This window comes from Pseudomonas sp. B21-053 (assembly GCF_026016365.1).
GTDB lineage: Bacteria > Pseudomonadota > Gammaproteobacteria > Pseudomonadales > Pseudomonadaceae > Aquipseudomonas > Aquipseudomonas nunensis.
In genome coordinates this window covers 434,637-457,575 of sequence record NZ_CP087205.1, presented here as the reverse complement: position 1 = coordinate 457,575, position 22,939 = coordinate 434,637, and the positions used below count along the sequence as shown (strand labels likewise).

Below are 22,939 nucleotides of genomic sequence, written 5' to 3'. Positions count from 1 at the left end.
AGCCTCGCTCCTACAGGTCATGTGGCGTTCGAAAATGATGCGCACGCCCCATAACCTGTAGGAGCGAGGCTTGCCCGCGAAGAGGCCCTAATTGTCACCACATATCCATAACCTGCCCGCTATAGTTGGCAAGCACGTCTATGCCACGGATAATGCCCAGTTTTTCCACTAGCGCATCCAGGCGCCGCCGCGCTTGCGGTCGAAAGAGAACACCATGAAAGACACCATTCGCCAGCTGATCCAACAAGCCATCACCCAACTCGTCAACGAAGGTGTGTTGCCTGAAGGCCTGTCGCCGGCGATCCAGGTGGAAAACTCCCGCGACAAGAAGAACGGCGACTTCGCCAGCAATATCGCGATGATGCTGGCCAAACCGGCGGGCATGAAGCCCCGCGACCTGGCCGAGAAAATCATCGCCGCCCTGCCGGCTGACGAAAACGTCACCAAGACCGAAATCGCCGGCCCGGGCTTCCTGAACTTCTTCCAGAACACCCAAGCCCTGGCCGCGCGCCTGGACGCCGCCCTGGCCGACGACCACGTCGGTGTGCGCAAGGCTGGCCCGGTGCAGCGCACCGTGGTTGACCTGTCCGCACCCAACCTGGCCAAAGAGATGCACGTCGGCCACTTGCGCTCGACCATCATCGGCGATGGCGTGGCGCGGGTCCTGGAGTTCCTCGGCGACACCGTGATCCGTCAGAACCATGTCGGCGACTGGGGCACCCAGTTCGGCATGCTAATGGCGTACCTGCAAGAAAACCCGATCACCAGCGACGAGCTGTCGGACCTGGAAAACTTCTACCGCGCCGCCAAGCAGCGCTTCGACGGCTCCGAAGAGTTTGCCGACCGTGCCCGTGGCCTGGTGGTCAAGTTGCAGGCCGGCGACGCCGAGTGCCTGGCGCTGTGGTCGCGCTTCCGCGATATCTCGCTGTCCCACTGCCAGGCAATCTACGAACAACTGAACGTCAAACTGACCATGGCCGACGTGATGGGCGAAAGCGCCTACAACGACGACCTGATCAACGTGGTCAACGACCTCAAGGCTGCCGGCCTGCTGGTCGAGAGCAACGGCGCCCAGTGCGTGTTCCTCGACGAATTCAAGAACGCCGACGGCGATCCGCTGCCGGTGATCATCGTCAAGGCTGACGGCGGTTACCTCTACGCCACCACCGACCTGGCGGCCGTGCGTTATCGCAGCGGCAAACTGAAGGCTGATCGCGCGCTGTACTTCGTCGACCAGCGTCAGGCCCTGCACTTCCAGCAAGTGTTCCAGGTCGCGCGCCTGGCCGGTTTCGTCACGCACCCGATGGAAATGGAACACATGGGCTTCGGCACCATGAACGGTGCCGATGGCCGTCCGTTCAAGACCCGTGATGGCGGCACCGTGAAACTGGTGGACCTGCTGAACGAAGCCAAGGACCGCGCCTACACCCTGGTGAAAGAGAAGAACCCGGAGCTGGCCGAAGACGATCTGCGCAACATCGCCAAGGTCGTGGGCATTGGCGCGGTGAAATACGCCGACCTGTCGAAGCACCGCACCAGCGATTACAGCTTCAACTTCGACCTGATGCTGAACTTCGAAGGCAACACCGCGCCGTACCTGCTGTACGCCTACACCCGCGTGGCCGGCGTGTTCCGCAAGCTCGGCAAGGACTTCAGCGAAGTCGAAGGCCAGATCGTTCTCGAAGCCGCGCACGAACATGAACTGGCGGCCAAACTGGCGCAGTTCGGCGAAGTGCTGAACAACGTTTCCGACAAAGGAACGCCGCACATCCTGTGCACCTACCTGTACGATGTCGCCGGCCTGTTCTCCAGCTTCTACGAGAACTGCCCGATCCTCACTGCCGATACCCCGGCGCAAATGCAAAGCCGTCTGCGCCTTGCCGCGCTGACCGGTCGCACACTCAAGCAAGGCCTGGAACTCTTGGGTCTGGAAACTCTGGAGCGTATGTAAGTTGGCTGCCAAGAAAAAACCTGCACCCAAGCGTGGCGCCAGTCGTTACACCGCTCCTGCCAAGCAGCCGATTCCGGGCTGGCTGTGGATGGCCATCGGCCTGACGGTCGGCGCGTTTATCGTGTTCCTGATGAAGCTGGAGCCGGGCAAGGGCAGCGAAAGCGTCAAGCGCGAGAAGATCGAACAGCAGAAAGCCACCAAGATCGCCGAGGCCAACAAGACCCCGCCGAGCCCGACGCAACCGGTGAAGCCGAAGTACGACTTCTACACTTTGCTGCCGGAATCGGAAGTGATCGTGCCGCCAGACGCGGTGCCGGAGAAAACCCTGCCGACACCACAAGTGCCGACCGTGCCGACTACCCCGGTGACGCCGGAGCAAGCGGCGAAAATCGACACCGCGCGGGCCCAGGCCGCGCTGGCGGGGATTACTCCGCCACCACCGCCACCGGTATCAAAAGCGGCGCCAGTGACCAAGTTCTTCTTGCAGGCCGGTTCGTTCCGCAAGGAAGCCGATGCCGACAAGGTACGTGCGCAGATCATCTTGCTCGGTCAGGCGGTGGCGGTTGAGTCCGGCATGGTCAAGGACGAGACATGGTATCGCGTATTGGTCGGGCCGTTCAGCAACCGCGAACAACTGACCACCGCCCAGAAACAACTGGCGGGCAGCGGTTTCAGCAACCTGTTGTTACAACAACGCCAGAGCCGCTGATTTCGTCGGAAATACCGCGTTATCGTTCTTCGCGGGCAAGCCTCGCTCCTACAGGTTTACGTCGTCCACACGATGCATTCCTTGTAGGAGCGAGGCTTGCCCGCGAAGGCGCCAGAACAGCCAACACACCTTTCCCCGCTTGAACACCGCTCGTCCCCTCTCCCGCCCCACAGTTGAAAAATTCTCCACCACCCCCATATGAGTTGGCATAAGGCATTTTCGCCCCGCTGCGTGGAGACTCTCCCTTGACCACCATCGTTTCAGTTCGCCGCCACGGCAAAGTCGTCATGGGCGGCGACGGCCAGGTTTCTCTCGGCAATACCGTGATGAAAGGCAACGCGAAGAAAGTTCGTCGCCTGTACCACGGTCAGGTCATCGCCGGTTTTGCCGGGGCCACCGCCGACGCCTTCACCCTGTTCGAGCGTTTTGAAGGCCAGCTCGAAAAACATCAGGGTCACCTGGTTCGCGCCGCTGTCGAACTCGCCAAAGAATGGCGCACCGACCGCTCCCTGAGCCGTCTCGAAGCCATGCTCGCGGTCGCCAACAAAGACGCCTCCCTGATCATCACCGGCAACGGTGACGTGGTCGAACCCGAAGAAGGCCTGATCGCCATGGGTTCCGGCGGCGGCTACGCTCAAGCGGCAGCCAGTGCCTTGCTGAAGAAGACCGATCTGTCGGCCCGGGAAATCGTCGAAACCGCGCTCGGCATCGCCGGCGACATCTGTGTATTCACCAACCACACCTTCACCATTGAGGAGCAGGACCTCGCCGAGTAAGCCTGTTTCGGCCTAGCGCCACGGCTCACTTTTGCCAGAGGACCGCCAATTACTATGTCCATGACTCCCCGTGAAATCGTCCACGAACTCAATCGCCATATCATCGGCCAGGACGATGCCAAGCGCGCCGTCGCCATCGCGCTGCGTAACCGCTGGCGCCGGATGCAGCTGCCGGAAGAGCTGCGTGTTGAAGTAACGCCAAAGAACATCCTGATGATCGGCCCGACCGGTGTCGGTAAAACCGAGATCGCCCGTCGCCTGGCCAAACTGGCCAACGCGCCGTTCATCAAGGTCGAAGCGACCAAGTTCACCGAAGTCGGCTATGTCGGCCGTGACGTTGAATCGATCATTCGTGACCTCGCCGACGCCGCGATCAAGCTGCTGCGCGAACAGGAAATGACCAAGGTTCGCCACCGCGCCGAAGACGCCGCCGAAGACCGTATCCTCGACGCGCTGCTGCCACCGCCACGCATGGGCTTCAGCAACGAGGACTCGGCCTCCGCGTCCGATTCCAACACCCGTCAGCTGTTTCGCAAGCGCTTGCGTGAAGGTCAGCTGGATGACAAAGAGATCGAAATCGAAATCGCCGAAGTGGCGGGTGTCGACATCTCCGCACCGCCGGGCATGGAAGAGATGACCAACCAGTTGCAGAGCCTGTTTGCCAACATGGGCAAGGGCAAAAAGAAGAGCCGCAAGCTCAAGGTCAAGGAAGCGCTGAAACTGGTGCGTGACGAAGAAGCCGGGCGCCTGGTCAACGAAGAAGAGTTGAAGGCCAAGGCACTGGAAGCAGTCGAGCAGCACGGCATCGTGTTCATCGACGAAATCGACAAGGTCGCCAAGCGCGGCAACTCCGGTGGCGTCGACGTGTCCCGTGAAGGTGTGCAACGTGATTTGCTGCCGCTGATCGAAGGCTGCACCGTCAACACCAAGCTGGGCATGGTCAAGACCGACCACATCCTGTTTATCGCTTCCGGCGCGTTCCACCTGAGCAAACCGAGCGACCTGGTGCCTGAGCTGCAAGGTCGCCTGCCGATCCGCGTTGAACTGAAGGCGCTGACCCCGGAAGACTTCGAGCGCATTCTCAGCGAACCGCATGCGTCGCTCACCGAGCAATATTGCGCGCTGCTGAAAACCGAAGGCCTGGCGATCGAATTCCAGCCGGACGGGATCAAGCGCATCGCCGAGATCGCTTGGCAGGTCAACGAGAAAACCGAGAACATCGGCGCCCGTCGCCTGCACACGCTGCTTGAGCGTCTGCTGGAAGAGGTGTCGTTCAGCGCCGGTGATCTGGCCAGCGCCCACGATGACAAGGTGATCCTGATCGACGCCGACTACGTCAACAGCCACCTCGGCGAATTGGCGCAGAACGAAGACCTGTCCCGTTATATCCTGTAGGTCACCTACTTTCCCGTAGGAGCTGCCGCAGGCTGCGATCTTTTGATTTTGCCCCTTAAAATCAAGATCAAAAGATCGCAGCCTGCGGCAGCTCCTACAGGACGCTTCACCAGACGGATGACCTGTCATGACCCAACTCCCCACCGACATCAAGCTGCACAAAGCCTCGAAAACCCTGTCGCTGAAATACGCGTCCGGCGAGGAATATCACCTGCCCGCCGAGTTCCTGCGCGTGCACTCTCCTTCCGCCGAGGTCCAGGGCCACGGCAAACCTATCCTGCAATTTGGCAAGATCGCCGTCGGCCTGAGCAAGGTAGAACCGGCCGGTCAGTACGCACTGAAATTGACCTTCGACGACGGCCACGACAGCGGCCTGTTCACTTGGGAATATCTCTATCAGTTGGCGGTGCGCCAAGAGGATCTCTGGAACGATTATCTTGCCGAGCTCAAAGCGGCCGGCAAAACCCGCGATCCGAGTCAGTCCGTCGTCAAGCTGATGCTCTAGGTCAGGCCTCTTGCTCTTTAGAGGGCATTTTCTAATTTCATCTGTTTGAATGCTCCGCTGCGGCGCCGAGGATCGGCCCGCTTGCGAAAAAAATTAAACTCGGGTAACCAATGGAACTGGCAAGTTCCCTGCAGTGCTCGTTGTGTTGAAAAAGCAGCGATGCAGTATTAACGGTCACCCGAGCAGCAGTACCTGGTATTGGTTGTGTGACTACACGGCTGGGCCCGGGTACTCGTCTCAGGACAATGGAGCGTCGTAGATGAGTAACAAGAACAACGATGACCTGAAGTATCAAGCCTCGGAAAACACCCTGGGGCTTAATCCTGTTGTTGGACTGCGTGGCAAGGATCTACTGGCTTCTGCTCGGATGGTGCTCAGGCAGGCCATCAAACAACCGATTCACAGCGTCAAGCATGTCGCTCATTTCGGCCTCGAACTCAAGAACGTGCTGTTCGGCAAATCCGAGCTGCAACCGCCGGGCGATGACCGTCGCTTCAACGATCCGGCCTGGAGCCAGAACCCGCTCTACAAACGTTATCTGCAAACTTACCTGGCGTGGCGCAAGGAACTCCACGACTGGATCGACGACAGCAGCCTGTCGCCCAAAGACGTCGCTCGCGGGCACTTCGTGATCAACCTCATGACCGAAGCCATGGCCCCGACCAACAGTGCGGCCAACCCTGCGGCAGTCAAACGCTTCTTCGAAACCGGCGGCAAGAGCCTGCTCGACGGTCTCTCTCACCTGGCCAAGGACATCGTGCACAACGGCGGCATGCCGAGCCAGGTCAACATGGGCGCGTTCGAAGTCGGCAAGAGCCTGGGCGTGACCGAAGGCGCGGTGGTATTCCGCAACGACGTACTGGAGCTGATCCAGTACCGGCCGATCACCGAGCAGGTGCACGAACGCCCATTGCTGGTGGTGCCGCCGCAGATCAACAAGTTCTACGTATTCGACTTGAGCCCGGACAAGAGCCTGGCGCGCTTCTGCCTGCGCAACAATGTGCAGACCTTCATCGTCAGTTGGCGCAACCCGACCAAGGAACAACGCGAGTGGGGCCTGTCCACCTACATCGAGGCGCTCAAGGAAGCGGTCGATGTGGTCATGGCGATCACCGGCAGCAAAGACGTGAATATGCTTGGCGCCTGCTCCGGCGGCATCACCTGCACCGCCCTGCTGGGCCACTACGCCGCGATCGGCGAGAAGAAGGTCAACGCCCTGACCTTGCTGGTGAGCGTGCTGGACACCACCCTGGACAGCGACGTGGCCCTGTTCGTCGACGAGCAGACCCTCGAAGCCGCCAAGCGCCATTCCTACCAGGCCGGTGTGCTGGAAGGCCGCGACATGGCGAAAGTCTTCGCCTGGATGCGCCCCAACGACCTGATCTGGAACTACTGGGTCAACAACTACCTGCTGGGCAACGAGCCGCCGGTGTTCGACATCCTGTTCTGGAACAACGACACCACACGGTTGCCGGCGGCGTTCCACGGCGACCTGATCGAGATGTTCAAAAGCAATCCACTGATCCGCCCCAACGCTCTGGAAGTGTGCGGCACAGCGATTGACCTGAAACAGGTCACCGCCGATATCTTTTCCCTGGCCGGCACCAACGACCACATCACACCGTGGAAGTCTTGCTACAAGTCGGCGCAGTTGTTTGGCGGCAAGGTTGAATTCGTGCTGTCCAGCAGCGGGCACATCCAAAGCATTCTGAACCCGCCAGGTAATCCGAAGTCACGCTATATGACCAGCACCGAGATGCCGGTTAAGGCCGAGGACTGGCAAGAGAACTCCACCAAACACACCGATTCCTGGTGGCTGCACTGGCAGGCATGGCAAGCAGAGCGTTCGGGCAAGCTGAAGAAATCCCCGACCGTACTGGGCAACAAAACCTACACGGCGGGCGAAGCTGCGCCGGGTACCTACGTGCATGAGCGGTAACTGACACACCCCGCGCTCTTGTAGGAGCGAAGCTTGCTCGCGAAAGCGGTCATTCATTCAACTTAGATGTCGACTGAAGTGACGCCTTCGCGAGCAAGCTTCGCTCCTACAAGGGGCGGGGATGAATTAACCCACAGGGCCTGAAGCATGCCGCAACCGTTCATTTTTCGTACCGTCGACCTGGATGGCCAGACCCTCCGCACCGCGGTACGCCCCGGCAAGCCTCACTTGACGCCCTTGCTGATTTTCAACGGCATCGGCGCCAACCTGGAGCTGGTGTTTCCGTTCGTCGCGGCGCTGGACCCGGACCTGGAGGTCATTGCTTTCGACGTTCCCGGTGTCGGCGGCTCGTCGACGCCGAATCGGCCCTATCGCTTTCCGGGATTGGCAAAACTGACGGCACGGATGCTCGACTATCTGGACTATGGACAGGTCAACGTGATCGGCGTGTCGTGGGGCGGCGCGCTGGCGCAGCAATTCGCCTACGACTACCCCGAGCGCTGCAAGAAACTGGTGCTCGCCGCCACCGCTGCCGGTGCGGTGATGGTGCCGGGCAAGCCGAAAGTACTGTGGATGATGGCCAGTCCCCGACGCTACATCCAGCCGTCCCACGTGATTCGGATTGCGCCGATGATCTACGGCGGCTCATTCCGTCGCGATCCGACGCTGGCTGCCAGCCACGCGGCGAAGGTGCGTTCGGCGGGCAAGCTCGGTTACTACTGGCAACTGTTCGCCGGTCTCGGCTGGACCAGCATTCACTGGCTGCACAAGATTCACCAGCCGACCCTGGTGCTGGCCGGCGATGACGATCCGCTGATCCCGCTGATCAACATGCGCATGCTTGCCTGGCGAATCCCCAACGCCCAGTTGCACATCATCGATGACGGGCATCTGTTCCTGATCACCCGCGCCGAGGCGGTGGCGCCGATCATCATGAAATTCCTCGAGGAAGAGCGTCAGCGGGCAGTGATGCATCCGCAGCCGTCACCATTGGGCAGCTAATCAACCCAATGTCGGACGGCAGGACGCCGTTCCGCGCAACAACCCGCAACAGCGTCTATGGTGTTCTGGTTCGGTGTGTTTGTTTTTGGCCTGAAGACGAAGGAGTGTTGATTCATGCGCGAAAAACCAGCGAGGGAGTTTTTGCCCACTCCCGCCGCGTTCATCAACGCACAGAGTGCGATTACCGGCCTGCGCGGCCGGGATCTGTTTTCAACCCTGCGGAGCGTAGCCGCCCACGGTTTGCGCAACCCGGTGCACAGTGCCCGGCACGCACTGAAGCTGGGTGGCCAGTTGGGCCGTGTGTTGCTGGGCGAAACCCTGCATCCGACCAACCCGCAGGACGGTCGCTTTGCCGACCCATCATGGAGCCTCAACCCGTTTTACCGGCGCAGTTTGCAGGCGTACCTGAGCTGGCAGAAACAGGTCAAAAGCTGGATCGACGAGAGCGACATGAGCCCGGACGATCGCGCCCGCGCCCACTTCGCTTTCGCCCTGCTCAACGACGCCGTGTCGCCCTCCAACACCCTGCTCAATCCGCTGGCGATCAAGGAGATTTTCAACTCCGGCGGCCACAGCCTGGTGCGCGGTGTCGGGCACCTGATCGATGATTTCCTGCACAACGATGGACTGCCCCGGCAAGTCACCAAGCAAGCCTTCGAGGTCGGCAAAACCGTCGCCACCACCACCGGTTCCGTGGTGTTCCGCAACGAGTTGCTGGAGCTGATCCAGTACAAGCCGATGAGCGAAAAACAGTATTCCAAGCCGCTGCTGGTGGTGCCGCCGCAGATCAACAAGTACTACATTTTCGACCTGAGCCCGCACAACAGCTTCGTCCAGTTCGCCCTGAAGAATGGCCTGCAAACCTTCATGATCAGCTGGCGCAACCCGGATGTGCGCCATCGCGAATGGGGGCTATCGACCTACGTCGAAGCGGTTGAGGAAGCGATGAACGTATGCCGGGCGATCACCGGCGCGCGGGAAGTGAACTTGATGGGCGCCTGCGCTGGCGGACTGACGATTGCCGCGTTGCAGGGGCATCTGCAGGCCAAGCGGCAATTGCGACGGGTGTCGAGCGCGACTTACCTGGTGAGCCTGCTCGACAGTCAGATGGACAGCCCGGCCACGCTGTTCGCCGACGAGCAGACTCTGGAGGCAGCCAAGCGCCGCTCTTATCAGAAGGGTGTGCTGGACGGTCGCGACATGGCCAAGGTGTTCGCCTGGATGCGTCCCAACGATTTGATCTGGAGTTATTTCGTAAACAACTACCTGCTCGGCAAGGAGCCGCCGGCGTTCGACATCCTCTACTGGAACAACGACAACACGCGCCTGCCCGCGGCGTTCCATGGCGACCTGCTGGACTTCTTCAAGCACAACCCGCTGAGCCATCCGGGCGGCCTGGAAGTGTGCGGCACGCCGATCGATTTGCAGAAAGTCACGGTCGACAGTTTCAGCGTGGCCGGCATCAACGATCACATCACTCCGTGGGATGCGGTGTATCGCTCGACCCTGCTGCTGGGTGGCGAGCGGCGTTTCGTCCTATCCAACAGCGGTCATGTGCAGAGCATTCTCAACCCGCCTTCGAACCCGAAAGCCAACTTCGTCGAAAGCCCGAAACTGAGCAGCGACCCACGGGCCTGGTATTACGACGCCAAGCAAACCGATGGCAGTTGGTGGACGCAATGGCTGACCTGGATTCAGGAACGCTCCGGCGCACAGAAAGAAACCCACATGGCCCTCGGCAACCCGAACTATCCACCGATGGAAGCCGCACCCGGCACTTACGTTCGCGTGCGCTGACGCTCAACCAACCACGGCCTACGTCGGCCGTGGCATGACCCGACCATTAAGAAGACTGGATGAAAACCCGCGACCGGATCCTCGAATGTGCCCTGCAGTTGTTCAACTGCAAGGGCGAACCGAACGTTTCCACCATGGAAGTTGCCAATGAAATGGGGATCAGCCCCGGCAACCTCTACTACCACTTCCACGGCAAGGAACCGCTGATTCTGGGGTTGTTCGAACGCTTCCAGAATGAGCTGGCGCCGCTGCTCGATCCACCTTCCGATGTGGAACTGGGGCCTGAAGATTACTGGTTGTTCCTGCACCTGATCGTCGAGCGCCTGGCGCATTACCGGTTCCTGTTCCAGGACCTGTCGAACCTGGCCGGACGCCTGCCGAAACTGGCCAAGGGCATCCGCAATTTGCTCAATGCCTTGAAGCGCACACTGGCCTCGTTGCTGGCGCGGCTCCAGGCTCAGGGGCAGTTGGTCAGCGACACCCAGGCCTTGGGGCAACTGGTGGAACAGATCACCATGACGTTGCTGTTCTCGCTGGACTATCAGCGGATTCTGGATCGCGAGGGGGAAGTCAGGTTGGTGGTGTATCAGATCATGATGCTGGTGGCGCCGCATCTGCTGCCGCCGATCAAGGCTGCGACTGAGCAGTTGGCGTTGCAGTATCTAGAGGAGCACGACTAACCCCTTGTGGGAGCGAGCCTGCTCGCGAATGCGGTTTTTCATTCAATAGTGATGTCGACTGACACGCCGCATTCGCGAGCAAGCCCGCTCCCACATGGGAATCTGCCGTGTTCATGGAATCGCGCATAAAAAAACGCCCGACCTTTGCAGGCCGGGCGTTTTCTTGAGCCCTGAAAATCAGGACTGACTGGTTGGCGTCGATGGAGCTGGCGCGGCAGTCGGGGTCACAGCAGGGGTCGGCGCTGCAGCGGAGTTCGCTGTAGTGGCCGGGGTTGCCGGTTTGGCGGCAGCCACTGCTGGTTTTGGTGCGGCGGCTTTTGGAGCGGCCGGCTTTTTCACTGCAGGCTTTTTAGCGGCGGCAGGTTTTGCCGCTGGCTTGGCTGCAGGTTTAGCTGCTGCAGTTTTGGCAGCCGGCTTAGCAGCAGGTTTGGCGGCGGCCTTGGCGGCGGCGACCGGTTTGGCGGCTGCTTTGGTAACGGCCTTGGCAGCCGGTTTAGCGGCAGCGGTTTTAGCCGCGACTTTAGCAGCAGGCTTGGCAACTGCTTTGGCCGCGGCCTTCACCAGTGGCTTGGCAGCGGTTTTGGCTGCCGGTTTGGCGGCCGCAGTTTTAGCAGCAGGTTTGGCCGCCGCGGTTTTCGCCGCAACAGGCGCAACCTTGGCACCGGTGAGTTTTTCGATTTGCTTGGTCAGGGTATCGACCTTGCTGTGCAGCGCTTTGACTTCGTTGCGGCTCGGAACACCGAGGCGCGAAATGGCGCTGTTCAGACGCTTGTCGAAAGCACCTTCCAGCTCATCCCACTTGCCCAGTGCGCGATCTTTCACGCCGCTGATGCGCGACTTGGCCGACGAAGCGGAATCCTTGACGTCATCGACTTTCTTGCCGACAGCGCTCTTGGTGAGCTTCTCGGCTTTCTCGCCGTCTTTAACCAATGTATCGAAGAGCTTGCTGCCGTCAGTGTCGATCTTCGAGTACACGCCTAAACCAGCCAGCCAGATTTTGCGGGAGTAGTCTTCGACTTTCCCGATCCACGAGCTGCCTTCTTTTTCGGTGTTCTTTTTACCAGCCATCCCGTTCTCCTTAAGATTTACGCGCGACGCGTTCGAGCAATGCCGTCAGCTCATCGAGCTTAGCAGAGAGTGTCTCAACGTCATGTTTAGACGGAATGCCGATACGATTCAAGGCACTTGCGACACGCGAGTCAAAAGCCTTCTCGACCTTGTCGAGTTGAAGTTCGACCTTGCCTTTGAAAGTGCTCACTTCACTCTTGGCTTCTTCGATCTCTGAGTTAGCGGCTTCAAGTTTCTCGGCAACTGCTTTTTTGCCTTTGGTTTCAACAGTTTGACCAGCCTTGATCAACTCTTGAAAGTACTCGCTGCCCTCTTGGCCGACCTTGGTGTAGGCCCCCAGGCCTGCCAGCCAGATCTTGCGGGCATAGGATTTGACGTCGCCCAGAGCAGTGGTCGATGCGTCGATTTTTTTCTTCAAAATAACTTTGGCCATGGTGCACCTCACGCGCAGAAGGTTTGAGGAACTGCCCGCGAAAGTGTCGGGCTCATGCACAAAGTAGGGAGAAAAATTAGAAACGGCACCCTAACAACTGACATAAACAGATGGTGCCCGATGGAAGAGATCGCAGCCTCGTTTCACTCGACAGCTCCTACAGAGGGTGGCGGCGTGCATCTGTAGGAGCTGTCGAGTGAAACGAGGCTGCGATCTTTTCGGCGTCACACCAACGCTTTATCCAGCGCCTTTTCGATTTCCGATTTGATCGTGCCGCTCATGGCCGACATCAACAGGCCCAGCTCGACATCGATCTTGATCGAATCCTCGCCCACCAACACCGCGCCTTTCACACCCGAACGCTTGAGGTTCAGGGTATCGCCGGACCACGACGGCTCCAGGCCATATTGCTCGGACAGTTTCTGCGCCAACAGATTGGCCTTCTCGCGGGCTGCTTCCTTGCCCAGGCTGTGGGCACGTTCAACACTAATTCGGGCCATCGAATGACTCCTGCTTTATGGATACTTTCCTGAAGCATCTTGACCGTCTCTGCGGCAAAACGTCCCGGCGGTTGCCTATCTTACCTTCAGTGTTGCCAAGACAAAGCAGGCCACCGGGATTAGAATGTCCCGCATTCTCTTCTGGTGACAGCGATATGACTGATCAGCGCAAAGGCAGCGATGCCGAACCCACCACTCACTTCGGTTTCAAAAACGTTCCGGAAAGCCAAAAAGCGGAAAAAGTCGCTGAGGTTTTCCACTCGGTAGCCGCCAAGTACGACTTGATGAACGACCTCCTGTCGGGCGGCATGCACCGTCTGTGGAAGCGTTTCGCGATCGAACTGTCAGGCGTTCGCACCGGTAACCGCGTGCTAGACATTGCCGGCGGTACTGGCGACCTGACCAAGAAGTTCTCGCACCTCGTGGGCCCGACCGGCCAGGTGGTGTTGGCCGATATCAACGAATCCATGCTCAAGGTCGGTCGTGACCGCCTGCTGGACCTCGGTGTCGCCGGCAACGTCGAATTCGTCCAGGCCGACGCGGAAAAGCTGCCGTTCCCGGACAACCATTTCGACTGCGTGACCATCGCTTTTGGTCTGCGCAACGTTACGCATAAAGAAGACGCCCTGCGCTCGATGCTGCGCGTGCTGAAACCGGGTGGCCGTTTGCTGGTGCTGGAATTCTCCAAGCCAACCAACGCGCTGATGTCCAAAGCCTACGACGCCTACTCGTTCGCCTTCATGCCGCTGATGGGCAAGCTGATCACCAACGACTCGGAAAGCTATCGCTACCTGGCCGAATCGATCCGCATGCACCCGAATCAGGAAACCCTGAAGTCGATGATGGTCGAGGCCGGTTTCGACCGCGTGACCTACCACAACATGACCGCAGGCATCGTCGCCCTGCACCGCGGCATCAAACCCTGATGTTGCTGGCCGGCCTGCTTGCCAGCGTTGAACTCGGTCTGAACCGGGTGCTGCGTCTCGACAGCACGGCGCTGCCGCGGCTGGCGCATTTGAGCGGCCGGGTGATTGCCGTCGATTGCCGCAGCCCGGCGTTGCAGCTGTTCATCCTGCCCAGCGATGAAGGCCTGATGCTCGCCTCCCAGTGGGAAACCGGCGCCGATTGCACTTTGCGTGCACCGGCCTCGAGCCTGTTGAAACTGGCGCTGAGCAAGGACAAGACTTCGGTGCTGCACGGCCCCGAAGTCGAGCTCGACGGCGACAGCGGCGTGCTGTTGGAGCTGGCTGCAATCCTGCAAGACCTTGAGCTGGACTGGGAGTACGAACTCTCGCGCTGGCTCGGTCCGGTGGCCACGCAACTGGTCGGCGGTCACCTGCGCAGCCGCGCGCGTTTTTATCAGCAAGGGTTCGCCAGCCTGAACCAGAACCTTGGCGAATACCTGGCCGAAGAATCGCGCACCCTCGTCGGGCAGCGCGAAGCCGAAGCCCGTTTCAGTGAACTGGACCAGATCAAACTCGATCTGGAACGTCTCGAGGCGCGTTTCGAGCGCCTTTCCCGATCCCTCGACCCAAGCGATAACGCATGAAGCTGCTTGCCGTCCGCCGTTTGTTGCGCATCCAGCGCGTCGTGATCCGCTACCGCCTCGATGACCTGCTGTTCGCCCTGCCGCTGCCCTGGTTTCTGCTGGCGCTGCGCTATGCCTTGCCGTGGCGCTGGTTCCCACGCAAGACCCTGGACCTGAGCCGTGGCGCGCGATTGCGCCTGGCCTTGCAGGACCTGGGGCCGATTTTCATCAAGTTCGGGCAAATCCTGTCCACCCGCCGCGACCTGCTGCCGGAAGACATCGCCGATGAGCTGATGAAACTGCAGGACCGGGTGCCGCCATTCGACTCCCAGGTGTCGATCAAACTGATCGAAGAGCAGCTCGGCAAAAAGATCAGCGAAGTGTTCAGCCGTTTCGACGTTGAGCCGCTGGCCTCGGCCTCGGTGGCGCAGGTGCATGCCGCGCAACTGAAAACCGGCGAAGAAGTCGTCGTTAAAGTAATCCGCCCGGGACTCAAACCGATCATCGCCCAGGATCTGGCGTGGCTGTTCATCCTCGCCCGCGCCGCCGAAAAGCTTTCGGCCGATGCGCGTCTGCTGCATCCAGTGGACGTGGTTCAGGATTACGAAAAAACCATCTACGACGAACTCGACCTGTTGCGCGAAGCGGCCAACGCCAGCCAGTTGAAGCGCAACTTCGAAGGTTCAGACCTACTTTACGTACCGCAAGTCTATTGGGACTGGTGCCGGCCGAAAGTGCTGGTGATGGAGCGCATCTACGGGATCCAGGTCACCGACCTCGCGACCCTGGCCGACCAGCGCACCGACATGAAAATGCTCGCCGAACGCGGCGTGGAGATCTTCTTCACCCAGGTGTTCCGCGACAGTTTCTTCCACGCCGACATGCACCCGGGCAACATCTTCGTCAGCACCGTGAACCCGTGGAGCCCGCAGTACATTGCGATCGACTGCGGCATCGTCGGCAGCCTGACGCCGGAAGACCAGGACTACCTGGCGCGCAACCTGTTCGCCTTCTTCAAGCGTGACTACCGGCGTGTGGCGCAACTGCACATCGATTCGGGCTGGGTACCGGCGGAAACCAAACTCAACGAATTCGAAGCGGCGATTCGTACCGTTTGCGAGCCGATTTTCGAAAAACCGTTAAAAGATATTTCCTTCGGCCAGGTGCTGATGCGCCTGTTCCAGACCGCTCGACGCTTCAATATGGAAGTGCAGCCGCAACTCGTGCTGCTGCAAAAAACCCTGTTGAACATCGAAGGCCTCGGCCGTCAGCTGTACCCGGACCTTGATCTGTGGAACACCGCCCAGCCGTTCCTCGAACGCTGGATGCGCGAGCGCGTCAGCCCGAAAGCCTTGATCGGCAACGTGCAGAGCCAGTTCGAACAACTGCCGCACTTGGCCAACATGGCCCGTGACCTGCTGGAACGCATGTCCCAACCTCACGCCTATGATCCGCCGCCGCCGTGGCATCGACGCAAGGACGACTGGTTCCTGCGCCTGCTCGGTTGCGCGCACCTGGGCGGTGGCGCGGTACTCGCCGCCGGTGGCCCGCTGAATGAACTGGGGCATTGGCCGGCCGGGATCATGATGATTGTCGGTTTGTATCTGGTCGTTCGCCGATAGCCAGAGCCATCGCACGCTGGCACACTGTTTCAACGCCTGCCCGACTAATGAAGTGTCGGGCCCGCTGTCGGAGTCGAAGATGAAAAACTGGCTGGACGAGATCAAGTGGGATGCTGACGGCCTGGTGCCGGCGATTGCCCAGGACCACAAGACCGGGCGCGTCCTGATGATGGCCTGGATGAACCGCGAAGCGCTGGAGCTGAGCGCTGCCGAGAACCGCGCCATTTACTGGTCGCGTTCGCGTGGCAAGTTGTGGCGCAAGGGCGAAGAGTCCGGCCACGTACAGACCCTGCATGAGATGCGCCTGGACTGCGACGCCGACGTGATCATCCTGATGGTCGAGCAGATCGGCGACATCGCCTGCCATACCGGCCGCCAGAGCTGCTTCTACCGCGTCTTCGAGAACGGTGACTGGAAAACCGTCGATCCGGTCCTGAAAGATCCGCACGCCATCTATTCCGCAGGACACACACATGAGTGACACTCTGACCCGTCTGGCTGAAGTGCTGGAAGAGCGCAAAGGCGCCGCTGCCGACAGCTCGTATGTCGCCAGCCTGTACCACAAGGGCTTGAACAAGATTCTGGAAAAAGTCGGCGAAGAATCGGTCGAGACCATCATTGCCGCCAAGGACGCCGCCATCAGCGGTGACTGCAGCGACGTGATCTACGAGACCGCCGATTTGTGGTTCCACAGCATGGTCATGCTCGCCCAACTGGGGCAGCATCCACAGGCTGTGCTCGATGAACTGGACCGTCGCTTCGGTCTGTCCGGACACGCCGAGAAAGCCTCGCGTCCGTCCGCCTGAATAACTATTTGAGAGGAGCAGTAACATGGGCATTTTTGACTGGAAACACTGGATCGTCATCCTGGTTGTCGTGGTGCTGGTGTTCGGCACCAAGAAACTGAAAAACCTCGGCACTGACGTCGGCGAGTCGATCAAGGGCTTTCGCAAAGCCATGAACGATGATGAAAAACCGGCCGACCCGACCGTGACCCCGGCGCAACCGGTGCCACCTGCTCAACCAACCACGACCTCGCCACTGAACCAGCCGCACACCATCGACGTGCAGGCGCAGAAAGTCGAAGAGCCGATCCGCAAAGACGTGTGAGCACTGACTAATGTTTGGTATCAGCTTCTCTGAACTGCTGCTCGTCGGCCTCGTTGCCCTGCTGGTGCTGGGCCCCGAGCGTTTGCCGGGCGCTGCGCGCACCGCCGGTCTGTGGATCGGGCGGCTGAAGCGCAGCTTCAACGCGATCAAACAGGAAGTTGAACGTGAAATCGGTGCCGACGAAATTCGTCGGCAACTGCACAACGAGCACATTCTGTCGCTGGAGCAGGAGGCGCGGAAGATTTTCACGCCGACCCAGCAGGAGCCCACGCCGGTGCCGCCGGTTGAACCGGTGGCCGAGCCGACGATTCATGCGCCGGGCACCGAATCCGTGCCGACCATGGGCGGTGTCGAACCCGCGCCTGTGATCCCCACGCCAACGCCCGTAGAACCTGTTGCGCCTGCCGCCGCGCCGACAACGCCGGCTCCTCACGACCCAACACTGCCGCCGCGAGCCCCATGAGCGAACTTCCTGAAAACGACCAGCACATGCCGCTGGTTTCGCACCTCACCGAGTTGCGTACCCGCCTGCTGCGCTGTGTAGCGGCGATTTTCATCATCTTCGCCGGGCTGTTCGCGTTCACCCAGCAGATCTACACGTTCGTCTCGACGCCGCTGCGGGCTTACTTGCCCGCCGGCGCAACGATGATCGCCACCGACGTGTCGTCGCCGTTCCTGACGCCGCTGAAACTGACGATGATGGTCTCGCTGTTCCTGGCGATCCCGGTGATCCTGCACCAGATCTGGGGCTTTATCGCGCCAGGCCTGTACAAGCATGAGAAACGCATCGCGGTGCCGCTGCTGATCTCCAGCATCATGCTGTTCTACACCGGCATGGCGTTCGCCTATTACCTGGTGTTCCCGCTGATCTTCAAATTCTTCGCCGCCGCCACCCCGGCCGGCGTGGAAATGATGACCGACATCACCAGCTACCTCGATTTCGTCATGACGCTGTTCTTCGCCTTCGGCGTGGCGTTCGAGATCCCGGTGGCCGTGGTGCTGCTGGTGTGGATCGGCGTGGTCGACGTCAAATACCTGAAGAAGATCCGCCCCTACGTGATCATCGGCTGCTTCGTGGTCGGCATGATCCTGACCCCGCCGGACATCTTCTCCCAGACGCTGTTGGCCGTACCGATGTGGCTGCTGTTCGAGATCGGCATCCTGTTCGGTGGCCTGGTCAGCAAGCGCGGCGAACACCCGGACGACCAACCGGTTGACGATCACAACGACCAGCCGCCAGCGACCCAGCCGTGAATCTGCTGCTTCTCGAAGAAGCCGATTTCATTGCGGCTGACCGGGTGATCCTGCGTGATCGACGGCTGACCCATATGCAGGAAGTGCATCGCTGTGAAGTCGGCGACAGCATGCGCGTTGGCCGGATCGGCGGGTTGATGGGCTCAGCCGAGGTGCTGCGCCTGGACGCCGGTGAAGCTGAATTGCGCGTTGTTCTTGATCAACCGCCACCGACCAAGCTGCCGCTGACCCTGGTGTTGGCCCTGCCACGCCCGAAAATGCTGCGCAGGGTGTTCCAGACCGTGGCCGCCATGGGTGTGCCGCGCATCGTGCTGGTGAACAGCTATCGTGTCGAGAAGAGCTTCTGGCAAACGCCATTCCTGGAGCCGGAAGCGATTCGCGAGCAATTGATCCTTGGGCTGGAACAGGCTCGGGACAGTGTGCTGCCAGAGGTTGTCATCGAGAAGCGCTTCAAGCCGTTCGTTGAGGACCGTCTGCCCGCAATTACTGAAGGCACTCTCGGTCTGGTTGGCCATCCCGGGAATTATCCGCCCTGCCCCCGTGGCCTGGACGAACCGGTGACTCTGGCGATCGGCCCGGAAGGTGGATGGATTCCCTACGAAATCGAATTGCTGGGCAAGTCTGGCCTGCAACCGGTGCAACTCGGCGATCGAATCCTGCGCGTCGAGACCGCCGTTACCGCCCTGCTCGCGCGCCTCTTCTGACCCTACACAATCCGGTGTAGGAGCTGCCGAAGGCTGCGATCTTTTGATCTTGGCAACGGTGAGATCGACGAAGATCAAGATCAAAAGATCGCAGCCTTCGGCAGCTCCTACATAAATCCGCGTTCCGTCAGATAAACCACATCGCGAGTGAGCTCGGCGCCTACAGATTCCCACTCAACAGCCGATAACGTCCCCATAAAACCAAATTGTGGTTCAGGGGAGTAGCAGCATGCACCGTTGGCTAGCCGAGAAACTGGGAAACGTAAGCGTTAATCGCAAACTGGGTGTCGGCTTCGGTCTCGTCCTGCTCCTGACCCTATTGATCACCTTCACCGGCTGGACCGGCCTGACGGGCGTGATGAGCCGTGGCGACAAGCTCGGGTTCATCGCCAGCCTCAATGATCTGACCAAGGACTTGCGCCTGGCGCGCCTGGACTACGAAATGCGCCGTGGCGAGCAAGGTCCCGGGGCGGTCAACGACTTGCTGGGCCAGCTCGACGCCGGCCTGCAAACCGCACGCAAGTTGATCGAACAACCCGCCGACATCGCGATGATCGACCAGCAACTGGCAGCGGTCAGCCAGTACAAGCAAGCCTTCATCGCCATGACCCAGGCCGGTGCCAATCGCGAAGACGCGCGCAGCAAACTCGGCGCCACCGCTGACAACGCCGTGGCCAAGGTATCGGAAGTGGAGAAAGCCCTGCTGCAAGGCGACAGCGTTGCCCAGTTCAACAATGTGGTCGACCTGAGCAAACTGATCCAGCAAGCGCGCTTCCAGGTGCGCGGCTACACCTACAGCGCCAAGACCGAGGCCGAACAGCCTGCGCTGGACGCCATCGACAACGCCCTGAAAAACCTCGAAAGCCTGCCGGGCAAAGTGCCGGAGCAGTACGCCGCCAACCTGCAACAGGCCACCGAATCCCTCAAGGCTTATCGCGCCGCCGTCAGCCAGTACCGCGACTCCCAAGTGGCGAGTGCCGCCGCGCTCAAACGCATGACCGAGCAAGGCGACATCTTGTCCGATGTGAGCAAGAAACTGACCGTGTCGCAAACCGTCGTGCGTGACACCGATGCGGCCCACGCCAAAAACCTGCTGCTGATGGCCAGCCTGCTCGCCCTGGCGGTTGGCTTGCTCGCCGCCTGGGCGATCACCCGTCAAATCATCATTCCTCTGAGCCAGACCCTGAAAGTGGCCGAGCGCGTGGCCGCTGGCGACCTGACCCACAACCTGATCTCCGAACGCCAGGACGAACTGGGCCAGCTCCAGCGCGCCATGCAAAGCATGACCCTGGGCCTGCGCGAGTTGATCGGTGGTATCAGCGACGGCGTCACGCAGATCGCCAGCGCCGCTGAAGAACTGTCCGCTGTCACCGAGCAAACCAGCGCCGGGGTCAACAGCCAGAAGGTGGAAACCGACCAGGTCGCCACCGCCATGCACGAGATGACCGCCACCGTGCAGGAAGTCGCGCGTAACGCCGAAGAAGCTTCCGAAGCCGCAGTCGCCGCCGATCAACAGGCTCGCGAAGGTGACAAGGTTGTCGGTGAAGCCATCGCCCAGATCGAGCGTTTGGCCATCGAAGTCGGCAACTCCACCGTCGCCATGAGCGACTTGAAGCGCGAAAGCGACAAGATCGGCAGCGTGCTCGACGTGATCAAGTCCGTGGCGCAACAGACCAACCTGCTGGCGCTCAACGCCGCCATCGAAGCGGCGCGCGCCGGTGAAGCCGGACGCGGTTTTGCGGTGGTCGCCGACGAAGTCCGCAGCCTGGCCCAGCGCACCCAGAAGTCCACCGAAGAAATCGAAGAGCTGATCGTCGGCCTGCAAACCGGCACCCAGCAAGTCGCGACCATCATGGACAACAGCCGCAGCCTGACCGACAGCAGCGTCGAACTGACCCGCCGCGCCGGTGGCTCACTGGAAAGCATCACCCGCACGGTGTCGGCGATCCAGTCGATGAACCAGCAGATCGCCGCAGCGGCTGAGCAACAGAGCGCCGTGGCCGAAGAGATCAACCGCAGCGTGCTGAACGTGCGCGATGTATCCGAGCAGACCTCGGCAGCGAGTGAAGAGACCGCGGCGTCCAGCGTTGAGCTGGCGCGGTTGGGCACGCATTTGCAGATGTTGGTTGGCAGGTTCAAGGTTTGAGGTGATGCCATTCGCGAGCAGGCTCGCTCCCACATTGATCGGCGGCGTACACAAAATTTGTGCCTGACGCACAACCCCTGTGGGAGCGAGCCTGCTCGCGAAAGCGGTCTGACTGGCGTCGAGGTCAGAGGACCTGCCGCAAAAACGCCTGCGCCCGAGGATCCTTCGGCGCATCGAAGAATTCGGCCGGCGAGGCGTCTTCCAGCAACTTGCCGTGATCGAAGAACAGCACCCGATCCGCCACTTCCCGGGCAAAGCCCATTTCGTGGGTGACGCAGACCATGGTCATGCCTTCCACGGCCAGGGTTTTCATCACGTCCAGCACTTCACCGACCATTTCCGGGTCCAGCGCCGAGGTCGGCTCATCGAACAACATGACCTTCGGTTCCATCGCCAATGCCCGCGCGATGGCAACACGCTGTTGCTGACCGCCGGACAAGCGTGACGGAAACTCGTTGGCCTTCTGCGCGATACCGACCTTTTTCAGCAGTTCCATGGCCTTGGCCTCGCGCTCCTTCTTGCCGCGCTTGCGCACGACTTTCTGGGCCAGGCAGAGGTTTTCCAGCACAGTCATGTGCGGGAACAGGTTGAAATGCTGGAACACCATGCCGACTTCCCGGCGATAGGCATTAACGTCGGTTTTCGGGTCGGCCAGTTGCAAGCCGTCGATGCTCACCGAGCCCGAATCGAATTCTTCCAGGCCATTGAGGCAGCGCAGGAAGGTCGATTTGCCGGAGCCAGACGGGCCGATCACCACCAGCACTTCGCCCTTGGCCACGGTCGTGGACACGTTATCCACCGCGCGCACCACCTGGCCACGGGTGTCGAAGACTTTTACCAGATCGCGGACTTCAATCACTTTGCGCGAGCCTCCGCTCAAGCCGGCTGGCGATTTTCGACAGCGGCAGGTTGATCAACAGGTACAGCCCGGCCACGCAGAACAGGATTTCGAACGGCGAGAACGAAGTGGTGATGACTTCGCGGCCGCTTTTCAGCAGCTCGGTAATCGCGATCACCGACACCAGCGAGGTGTCTTTCACCAGACTGATAAACTGCCCGGCCAGCGGCGGCAGCACACGTTTCAACGCCTGCGGTAACACCACATGGCGCATCGACTGGCCAGCGCTCAAGCCCAACGAACGCGCGGCTTCGTTCTGGCCACGGGCAATCGACTGCACGCCGGAACGGATGATCTCTGCCACATAGGCGCCAGTGAACAGCGACAACGCGGCGATCCCGGCGAACTCCCGGGACAGGTTCATCACCGTGCCGATGAAGAAGTAGAAAATGAAGATCTGCACCAGCAACGGCGTACCGCGCACCAGCTCGACGTAAATGGTCGAGAGGTCGCGCAAGGTCGGGTTATTCGACAGCCGGCACAGGCCAGTGGCCAGACCGATCAGCAGCCCGAGCACGCCAGACACCACGGACAGCCACAACGTGGTCCACAGGCCCCACAGCAGCGGTCCGGCGGCCCAATGCCGGGTGACACCGATCACGTCGCCTTCCGCCACGTCATCGCCCTGAGCGACTTGCAGGCTGTTTTCGTCGACGGTCAGGCGTTGTTCTTCGCCGGCGTCATTGCGCAGGGTGACTTCGGCCTTCTCGCCTTGGCGCACCAGTTCGCTGACCGTGGAGATGTCGGCGGCGCGCTGGGACTCTTCGGCGTGGTAGGCGAAGTATTGCGGCACACGATTCCAGCGCCATTCGTAGGACATCAGCGAGGTGGCGTAATACAACGCGCCGGCCAGGCCGATGAGCACGAGCACGGTCAGGACGTGCCAGGGCAGTTGGGATTTTTTCTGTTTCATTTGCGTTGG

Annotated in this window: 24 protein-coding genes and 1 pseudogene; 20 read left to right on the top strand and 5 right to left on the bottom strand. The window is 60.4% G+C overall.

Annotation, left to right across the window (positions count from 1 at the left end; all coding sequences use genetic code 11):
- The first annotated feature begins 214 nt into the window (after positions 1-214).
- From argS to LOY68_RS02000, 9 genes are all read left to right on the top strand, one after another.
- A complete protein-coding gene (gene argS / locus LOY68_RS02040) occupies positions 215-1,951 on the top strand; it encodes an arginine--tRNA ligase (protein WP_163907862.1) in 1,737 nt (578 codons plus the stop codon).
- A 1-nt stretch (position 1,952) separates the two neighbouring features.
- Positions 1,953-2,660 carry an SPOR domain-containing protein gene (locus LOY68_RS02035; RefSeq protein WP_054054622.1) on the top strand — a complete coding sequence of 236 codons (708 nt, stop codon included), beginning with the start codon at positions 1,953-1,955 and terminating at the stop codon, positions 2,658-2,660.
- A 245-nt stretch (positions 2,661-2,905) separates the two neighbouring features.
- On the top strand, positions 2,906-3,436 hold the full coding sequence (hslV, locus tag LOY68_RS02030) for an ATP-dependent protease subunit HslV (RefSeq protein WP_007899242.1): 531 nt from the start codon (positions 2,906-2,908) through the stop codon (positions 3,434-3,436).
- A gap of 54 nt (positions 3,437-3,490) precedes the next feature.
- On the top strand, positions 3,491-4,831 hold the full coding sequence (hslU, locus tag LOY68_RS02025; RefSeq protein ID WP_054616464.1) for an ATP-dependent protease ATPase subunit HslU: 1,341 nt from the start codon (positions 3,491-3,493) through the stop codon (positions 4,829-4,831).
- 127 nt (positions 4,832-4,958) lie between these two features.
- Positions 4,959-5,336: a DUF971 domain-containing protein gene (locus tag LOY68_RS02020; protein WP_265042623.1), complete on the top strand. Its 378-nt coding sequence runs from the start codon at positions 4,959-4,961 to the stop codon at positions 5,334-5,336.
- Positions 5,337-5,595: 259 nt separating this feature from the next.
- Positions 5,596-7,275 (top strand): class II poly(R)-hydroxyalkanoic acid synthase, encoded by a 1,680-nt coding sequence (gene phaC / locus LOY68_RS02015; protein ID WP_054054629.1) that lies wholly within the window; start codon positions 5,596-5,598, stop codon positions 7,273-7,275.
- A 147-nt stretch (positions 7,276-7,422) separates the two neighbouring features.
- Positions 7,423-8,277: a poly(3-hydroxyalkanoate) depolymerase gene (gene phaZ / locus LOY68_RS02010; RefSeq protein ID WP_054054631.1), complete on the top strand. Its 855-nt coding sequence runs from the start codon at positions 7,423-7,425 to the stop codon at positions 8,275-8,277.
- A gap of 114 nt (positions 8,278-8,391) precedes the next feature.
- Complete coding sequence (gene phaC / locus LOY68_RS02005) at positions 8,392-10,074, top strand: class II poly(R)-hydroxyalkanoic acid synthase (RefSeq protein ID WP_265042621.1); 1,683 nt, start codon at positions 8,392-8,394, stop codon at positions 10,072-10,074.
- A gap of 59 nt (positions 10,075-10,133) precedes the next feature.
- Complete coding sequence (locus LOY68_RS02000; RefSeq protein WP_054054634.1) at positions 10,134-10,754, top strand: TetR/AcrR family transcriptional regulator; 621 nt, start codon at positions 10,134-10,136, stop codon at positions 10,752-10,754.
- A 177-nt stretch (positions 10,755-10,931) separates the two neighbouring features.
- Here LOY68_RS02000 and LOY68_RS01995 read toward each other — a convergent pair whose 3' ends face one another.
- The 3 genes from LOY68_RS01995 to LOY68_RS01985 all read right to left on the bottom strand — a co-directional run bounded on the left by LOY68_RS01995 (position 10,932) and on the right by LOY68_RS01985 (position 12,755).
- A complete protein-coding gene (locus tag LOY68_RS01995) occupies positions 10,932-11,822 on the bottom strand; it encodes a phasin family protein (RefSeq protein WP_265042619.1) in 891 nt (296 codons plus the stop codon).
- Positions 11,823-11,832: 10 nt separating this feature from the next.
- The gene (locus LOY68_RS01990; protein ID WP_054054637.1) at positions 11,833-12,255 is read right to left on the bottom strand and encodes a phasin family protein; all 423 of its coding nucleotides are present in this window, start codon (positions 12,253-12,255) and stop codon (positions 11,833-11,835) included.
- A gap of 224 nt (positions 12,256-12,479) precedes the next feature.
- Positions 12,480-12,755 (bottom strand): polyhydroxyalkanoic acid system family protein, encoded by a 276-nt coding sequence (locus LOY68_RS01985; protein WP_054616468.1) that lies wholly within the window; start codon positions 12,753-12,755, stop codon positions 12,480-12,482.
- Positions 12,756-12,910: 155 nt separating this feature from the next.
- On the opposite strand from LOY68_RS01985, the gene ubiE reads away from it, so the two are divergent.
- The 11 genes and pseudogenes from ubiE (at position 12,911) to LOY68_RS32170 (ending at position 21,119) form a co-directional block, all read left to right on the top strand.
- Positions 12,911-13,681 (top strand): bifunctional demethylmenaquinone methyltransferase/2-methoxy-6-polyprenyl-1,4-benzoquinol methylase UbiE, encoded by a 771-nt coding sequence (ubiE, locus tag LOY68_RS01980; RefSeq protein ID WP_007948968.1) that lies wholly within the window; start codon positions 12,911-12,913, stop codon positions 13,679-13,681.
- Positions 13,681-14,304, top strand: coding sequence for an SCP2 domain-containing protein (locus tag LOY68_RS01975; RefSeq protein WP_054054641.1), 624 nt, complete (start codon positions 13,681-13,683; stop codon positions 14,302-14,304). Before ubiE ends, LOY68_RS01975 begins: the two co-directional genes overlap by 1 nt.
- Positions 14,301-15,905 carry a ubiquinone biosynthesis regulatory protein kinase UbiB gene (gene ubiB / locus LOY68_RS01970; RefSeq protein ID WP_054054643.1) on the top strand — a complete coding sequence of 535 codons (1,605 nt, stop codon included), beginning with the start codon at positions 14,301-14,303 and terminating at the stop codon, positions 15,903-15,905. The genes LOY68_RS01975 and ubiB overlap by 4 nt, the downstream gene beginning before the upstream one ends.
- 79 nt (positions 15,906-15,984) lie before the next feature.
- Positions 15,985-16,386, top strand: coding sequence for a phosphoribosyl-AMP cyclohydrolase (hisI, locus tag LOY68_RS01965; protein ID WP_054054645.1), 402 nt, complete (start codon positions 15,985-15,987; stop codon positions 16,384-16,386).
- Positions 16,379-16,711 carry a phosphoribosyl-ATP diphosphatase gene (locus LOY68_RS01960; RefSeq protein WP_008047820.1) on the top strand — a complete coding sequence of 111 codons (333 nt, stop codon included), beginning with the start codon at positions 16,379-16,381 and terminating at the stop codon, positions 16,709-16,711. Before hisI ends, LOY68_RS01960 begins: the two co-directional genes overlap by 8 nt.
- Before the next feature lie 25 nt (positions 16,712-16,736).
- Positions 16,737-17,015 carry a twin-arginine translocase TatA/TatE family subunit gene (locus tag LOY68_RS01955; RefSeq protein ID WP_054054647.1) on the top strand — a complete coding sequence of 93 codons (279 nt, stop codon included), beginning with the start codon at positions 16,737-16,739 and terminating at the stop codon, positions 17,013-17,015.
- Positions 17,016-17,025: 10 nt separating this feature from the next.
- A complete protein-coding gene (gene tatB / locus LOY68_RS01950; RefSeq protein ID WP_054054648.1) occupies positions 17,026-17,478 on the top strand; it encodes a Sec-independent protein translocase protein TatB in 453 nt (150 codons plus the stop codon).
- Complete coding sequence (gene tatC / locus LOY68_RS01945) at positions 17,475-18,269, top strand: twin-arginine translocase subunit TatC (protein ID WP_265042603.1); 795 nt, start codon at positions 17,475-17,477, stop codon at positions 18,267-18,269. Before tatB ends, tatC begins: the two co-directional genes overlap by 4 nt.
- Positions 18,266-18,973, top strand: coding sequence for a 16S rRNA (uracil(1498)-N(3))-methyltransferase (locus LOY68_RS01940; RefSeq protein ID WP_054616470.1), 708 nt, complete (start codon positions 18,266-18,268; stop codon positions 18,971-18,973). The genes tatC and LOY68_RS01940 overlap by 4 nt, the downstream gene beginning before the upstream one ends.
- Before the next feature lie 229 nt (positions 18,974-19,202).
- Positions 19,203-20,261 (top strand): annotated as a pseudogene (locus LOY68_RS32175) (methyl-accepting chemotaxis protein); the annotation flags it as partial.
- On the top strand, positions 20,247-21,119 hold the full coding sequence (locus LOY68_RS32170) for a methyl-accepting chemotaxis protein (protein WP_372242344.1): 873 nt from the start codon (positions 20,247-20,249) through the stop codon (positions 21,117-21,119). The pseudogene LOY68_RS32175 and the gene LOY68_RS32170, both read left to right, overlap by 15 nt.
- Positions 21,120-21,243: 124 nt before the next feature.
- Here the strand turns inward: LOY68_RS32170 and LOY68_RS01930 are convergent, their stop codons facing one another.
- Positions 21,244-21,978, bottom strand: coding sequence for an amino acid ABC transporter ATP-binding protein (locus tag LOY68_RS01930; protein WP_054054656.1), 735 nt, complete (start codon positions 21,976-21,978; stop codon positions 21,244-21,246).
- Positions 21,971-22,930, bottom strand: a complete 960-nt coding sequence (locus LOY68_RS01925) for an amino acid ABC transporter permease (protein ID WP_265042600.1) — start codon at positions 22,928-22,930, stop codon at positions 21,971-21,973. The genes LOY68_RS01930 and LOY68_RS01925 overlap by 8 nt, the downstream gene beginning before the upstream one ends.
- Positions 22,931-22,939 lie beyond the last annotated feature (9 nt).

Bases quoted from the DNA above. Each gene is read 5' to 3' on its own strand.
- argS (WP_163907862.1), top strand. From the start codon at position 215: ATGAAAGACACCATTCGCCAGCTGATCCAACAAGCCATCACCCAACTC.
- hslU (WP_054616464.1), top strand. From the start codon at position 3,491: ATGTCCATGACTCCCCGTGAAATCGTCCACGAACTCAATCGCCATATC.
- LOY68_RS02020 (WP_265042623.1), top strand. From the start codon at position 4,959: ATGACCCAACTCCCCACCGACATCAAGCTGCACAAAGCCTCGAAAACC.
- phaC (WP_054054629.1), top strand. From the start codon at position 5,596: ATGAGTAACAAGAACAACGATGACCTGAAGTATCAAGCCTCGGAAAAC.
- phaZ (WP_054054631.1), top strand. From the start codon at position 7,423: ATGCCGCAACCGTTCATTTTTCGTACCGTCGACCTGGATGGCCAGACC.
- phaC (WP_265042621.1), top strand. From the start codon at position 8,392: ATGCGCGAAAAACCAGCGAGGGAGTTTTTGCCCACTCCCGCCGCGTTC.
- LOY68_RS02000 (WP_054054634.1), top strand. From the start codon at position 10,134: ATGAAAACCCGCGACCGGATCCTCGAATGTGCCCTGCAGTTGTTCAAC.
- LOY68_RS01995 (WP_265042619.1), bottom strand. From the start codon at position 11,822: ATGGCTGGTAAAAAGAACACCGAAAAAGAAGGCAGCTCGTGGATCGGG.
- LOY68_RS01990 (WP_054054637.1), bottom strand. From the start codon at position 12,255: ATGGCCAAAGTTATTTTGAAGAAAAAAATCGACGCATCGACCACTGCT.
- LOY68_RS01985 (WP_054616468.1), bottom strand. From the start codon at position 12,755: ATGGCCCGAATTAGTGTTGAACGTGCCCACAGCCTGGGCAAGGAAGCA.
- ubiE (WP_007948968.1), top strand. From the start codon at position 12,911: ATGACTGATCAGCGCAAAGGCAGCGATGCCGAACCCACCACTCACTTC.
- LOY68_RS01975 (WP_054054641.1), top strand. From the start codon at position 13,681: ATGTTGCTGGCCGGCCTGCTTGCCAGCGTTGAACTCGGTCTGAACCGG.
- ubiB (WP_054054643.1), top strand. From the start codon at position 14,301: ATGAAGCTGCTTGCCGTCCGCCGTTTGTTGCGCATCCAGCGCGTCGTG.
- hisI (WP_054054645.1), top strand. From the start codon at position 15,985: ATGAAAAACTGGCTGGACGAGATCAAGTGGGATGCTGACGGCCTGGTG.
- LOY68_RS01960 (WP_008047820.1), top strand. From the start codon at position 16,379: ATGAGTGACACTCTGACCCGTCTGGCTGAAGTGCTGGAAGAGCGCAAA.
- LOY68_RS01955 (WP_054054647.1), top strand. From the start codon at position 16,737: ATGGGCATTTTTGACTGGAAACACTGGATCGTCATCCTGGTTGTCGTG.
- tatB (WP_054054648.1), top strand. From the start codon at position 17,026: ATGTTTGGTATCAGCTTCTCTGAACTGCTGCTCGTCGGCCTCGTTGCC.
- tatC (WP_265042603.1), top strand. From the start codon at position 17,475: ATGAGCGAACTTCCTGAAAACGACCAGCACATGCCGCTGGTTTCGCAC.
- LOY68_RS32170 (WP_372242344.1), top strand. From the start codon at position 20,247: ATGCAAAGCATGACCCTGGGCCTGCGCGAGTTGATCGGTGGTATCAGC.
- LOY68_RS01925 (WP_265042600.1), bottom strand. From the start codon at position 22,930: ATGAAACAGAAAAAATCCCAACTGCCCTGGCACGTCCTGACCGTGCTC.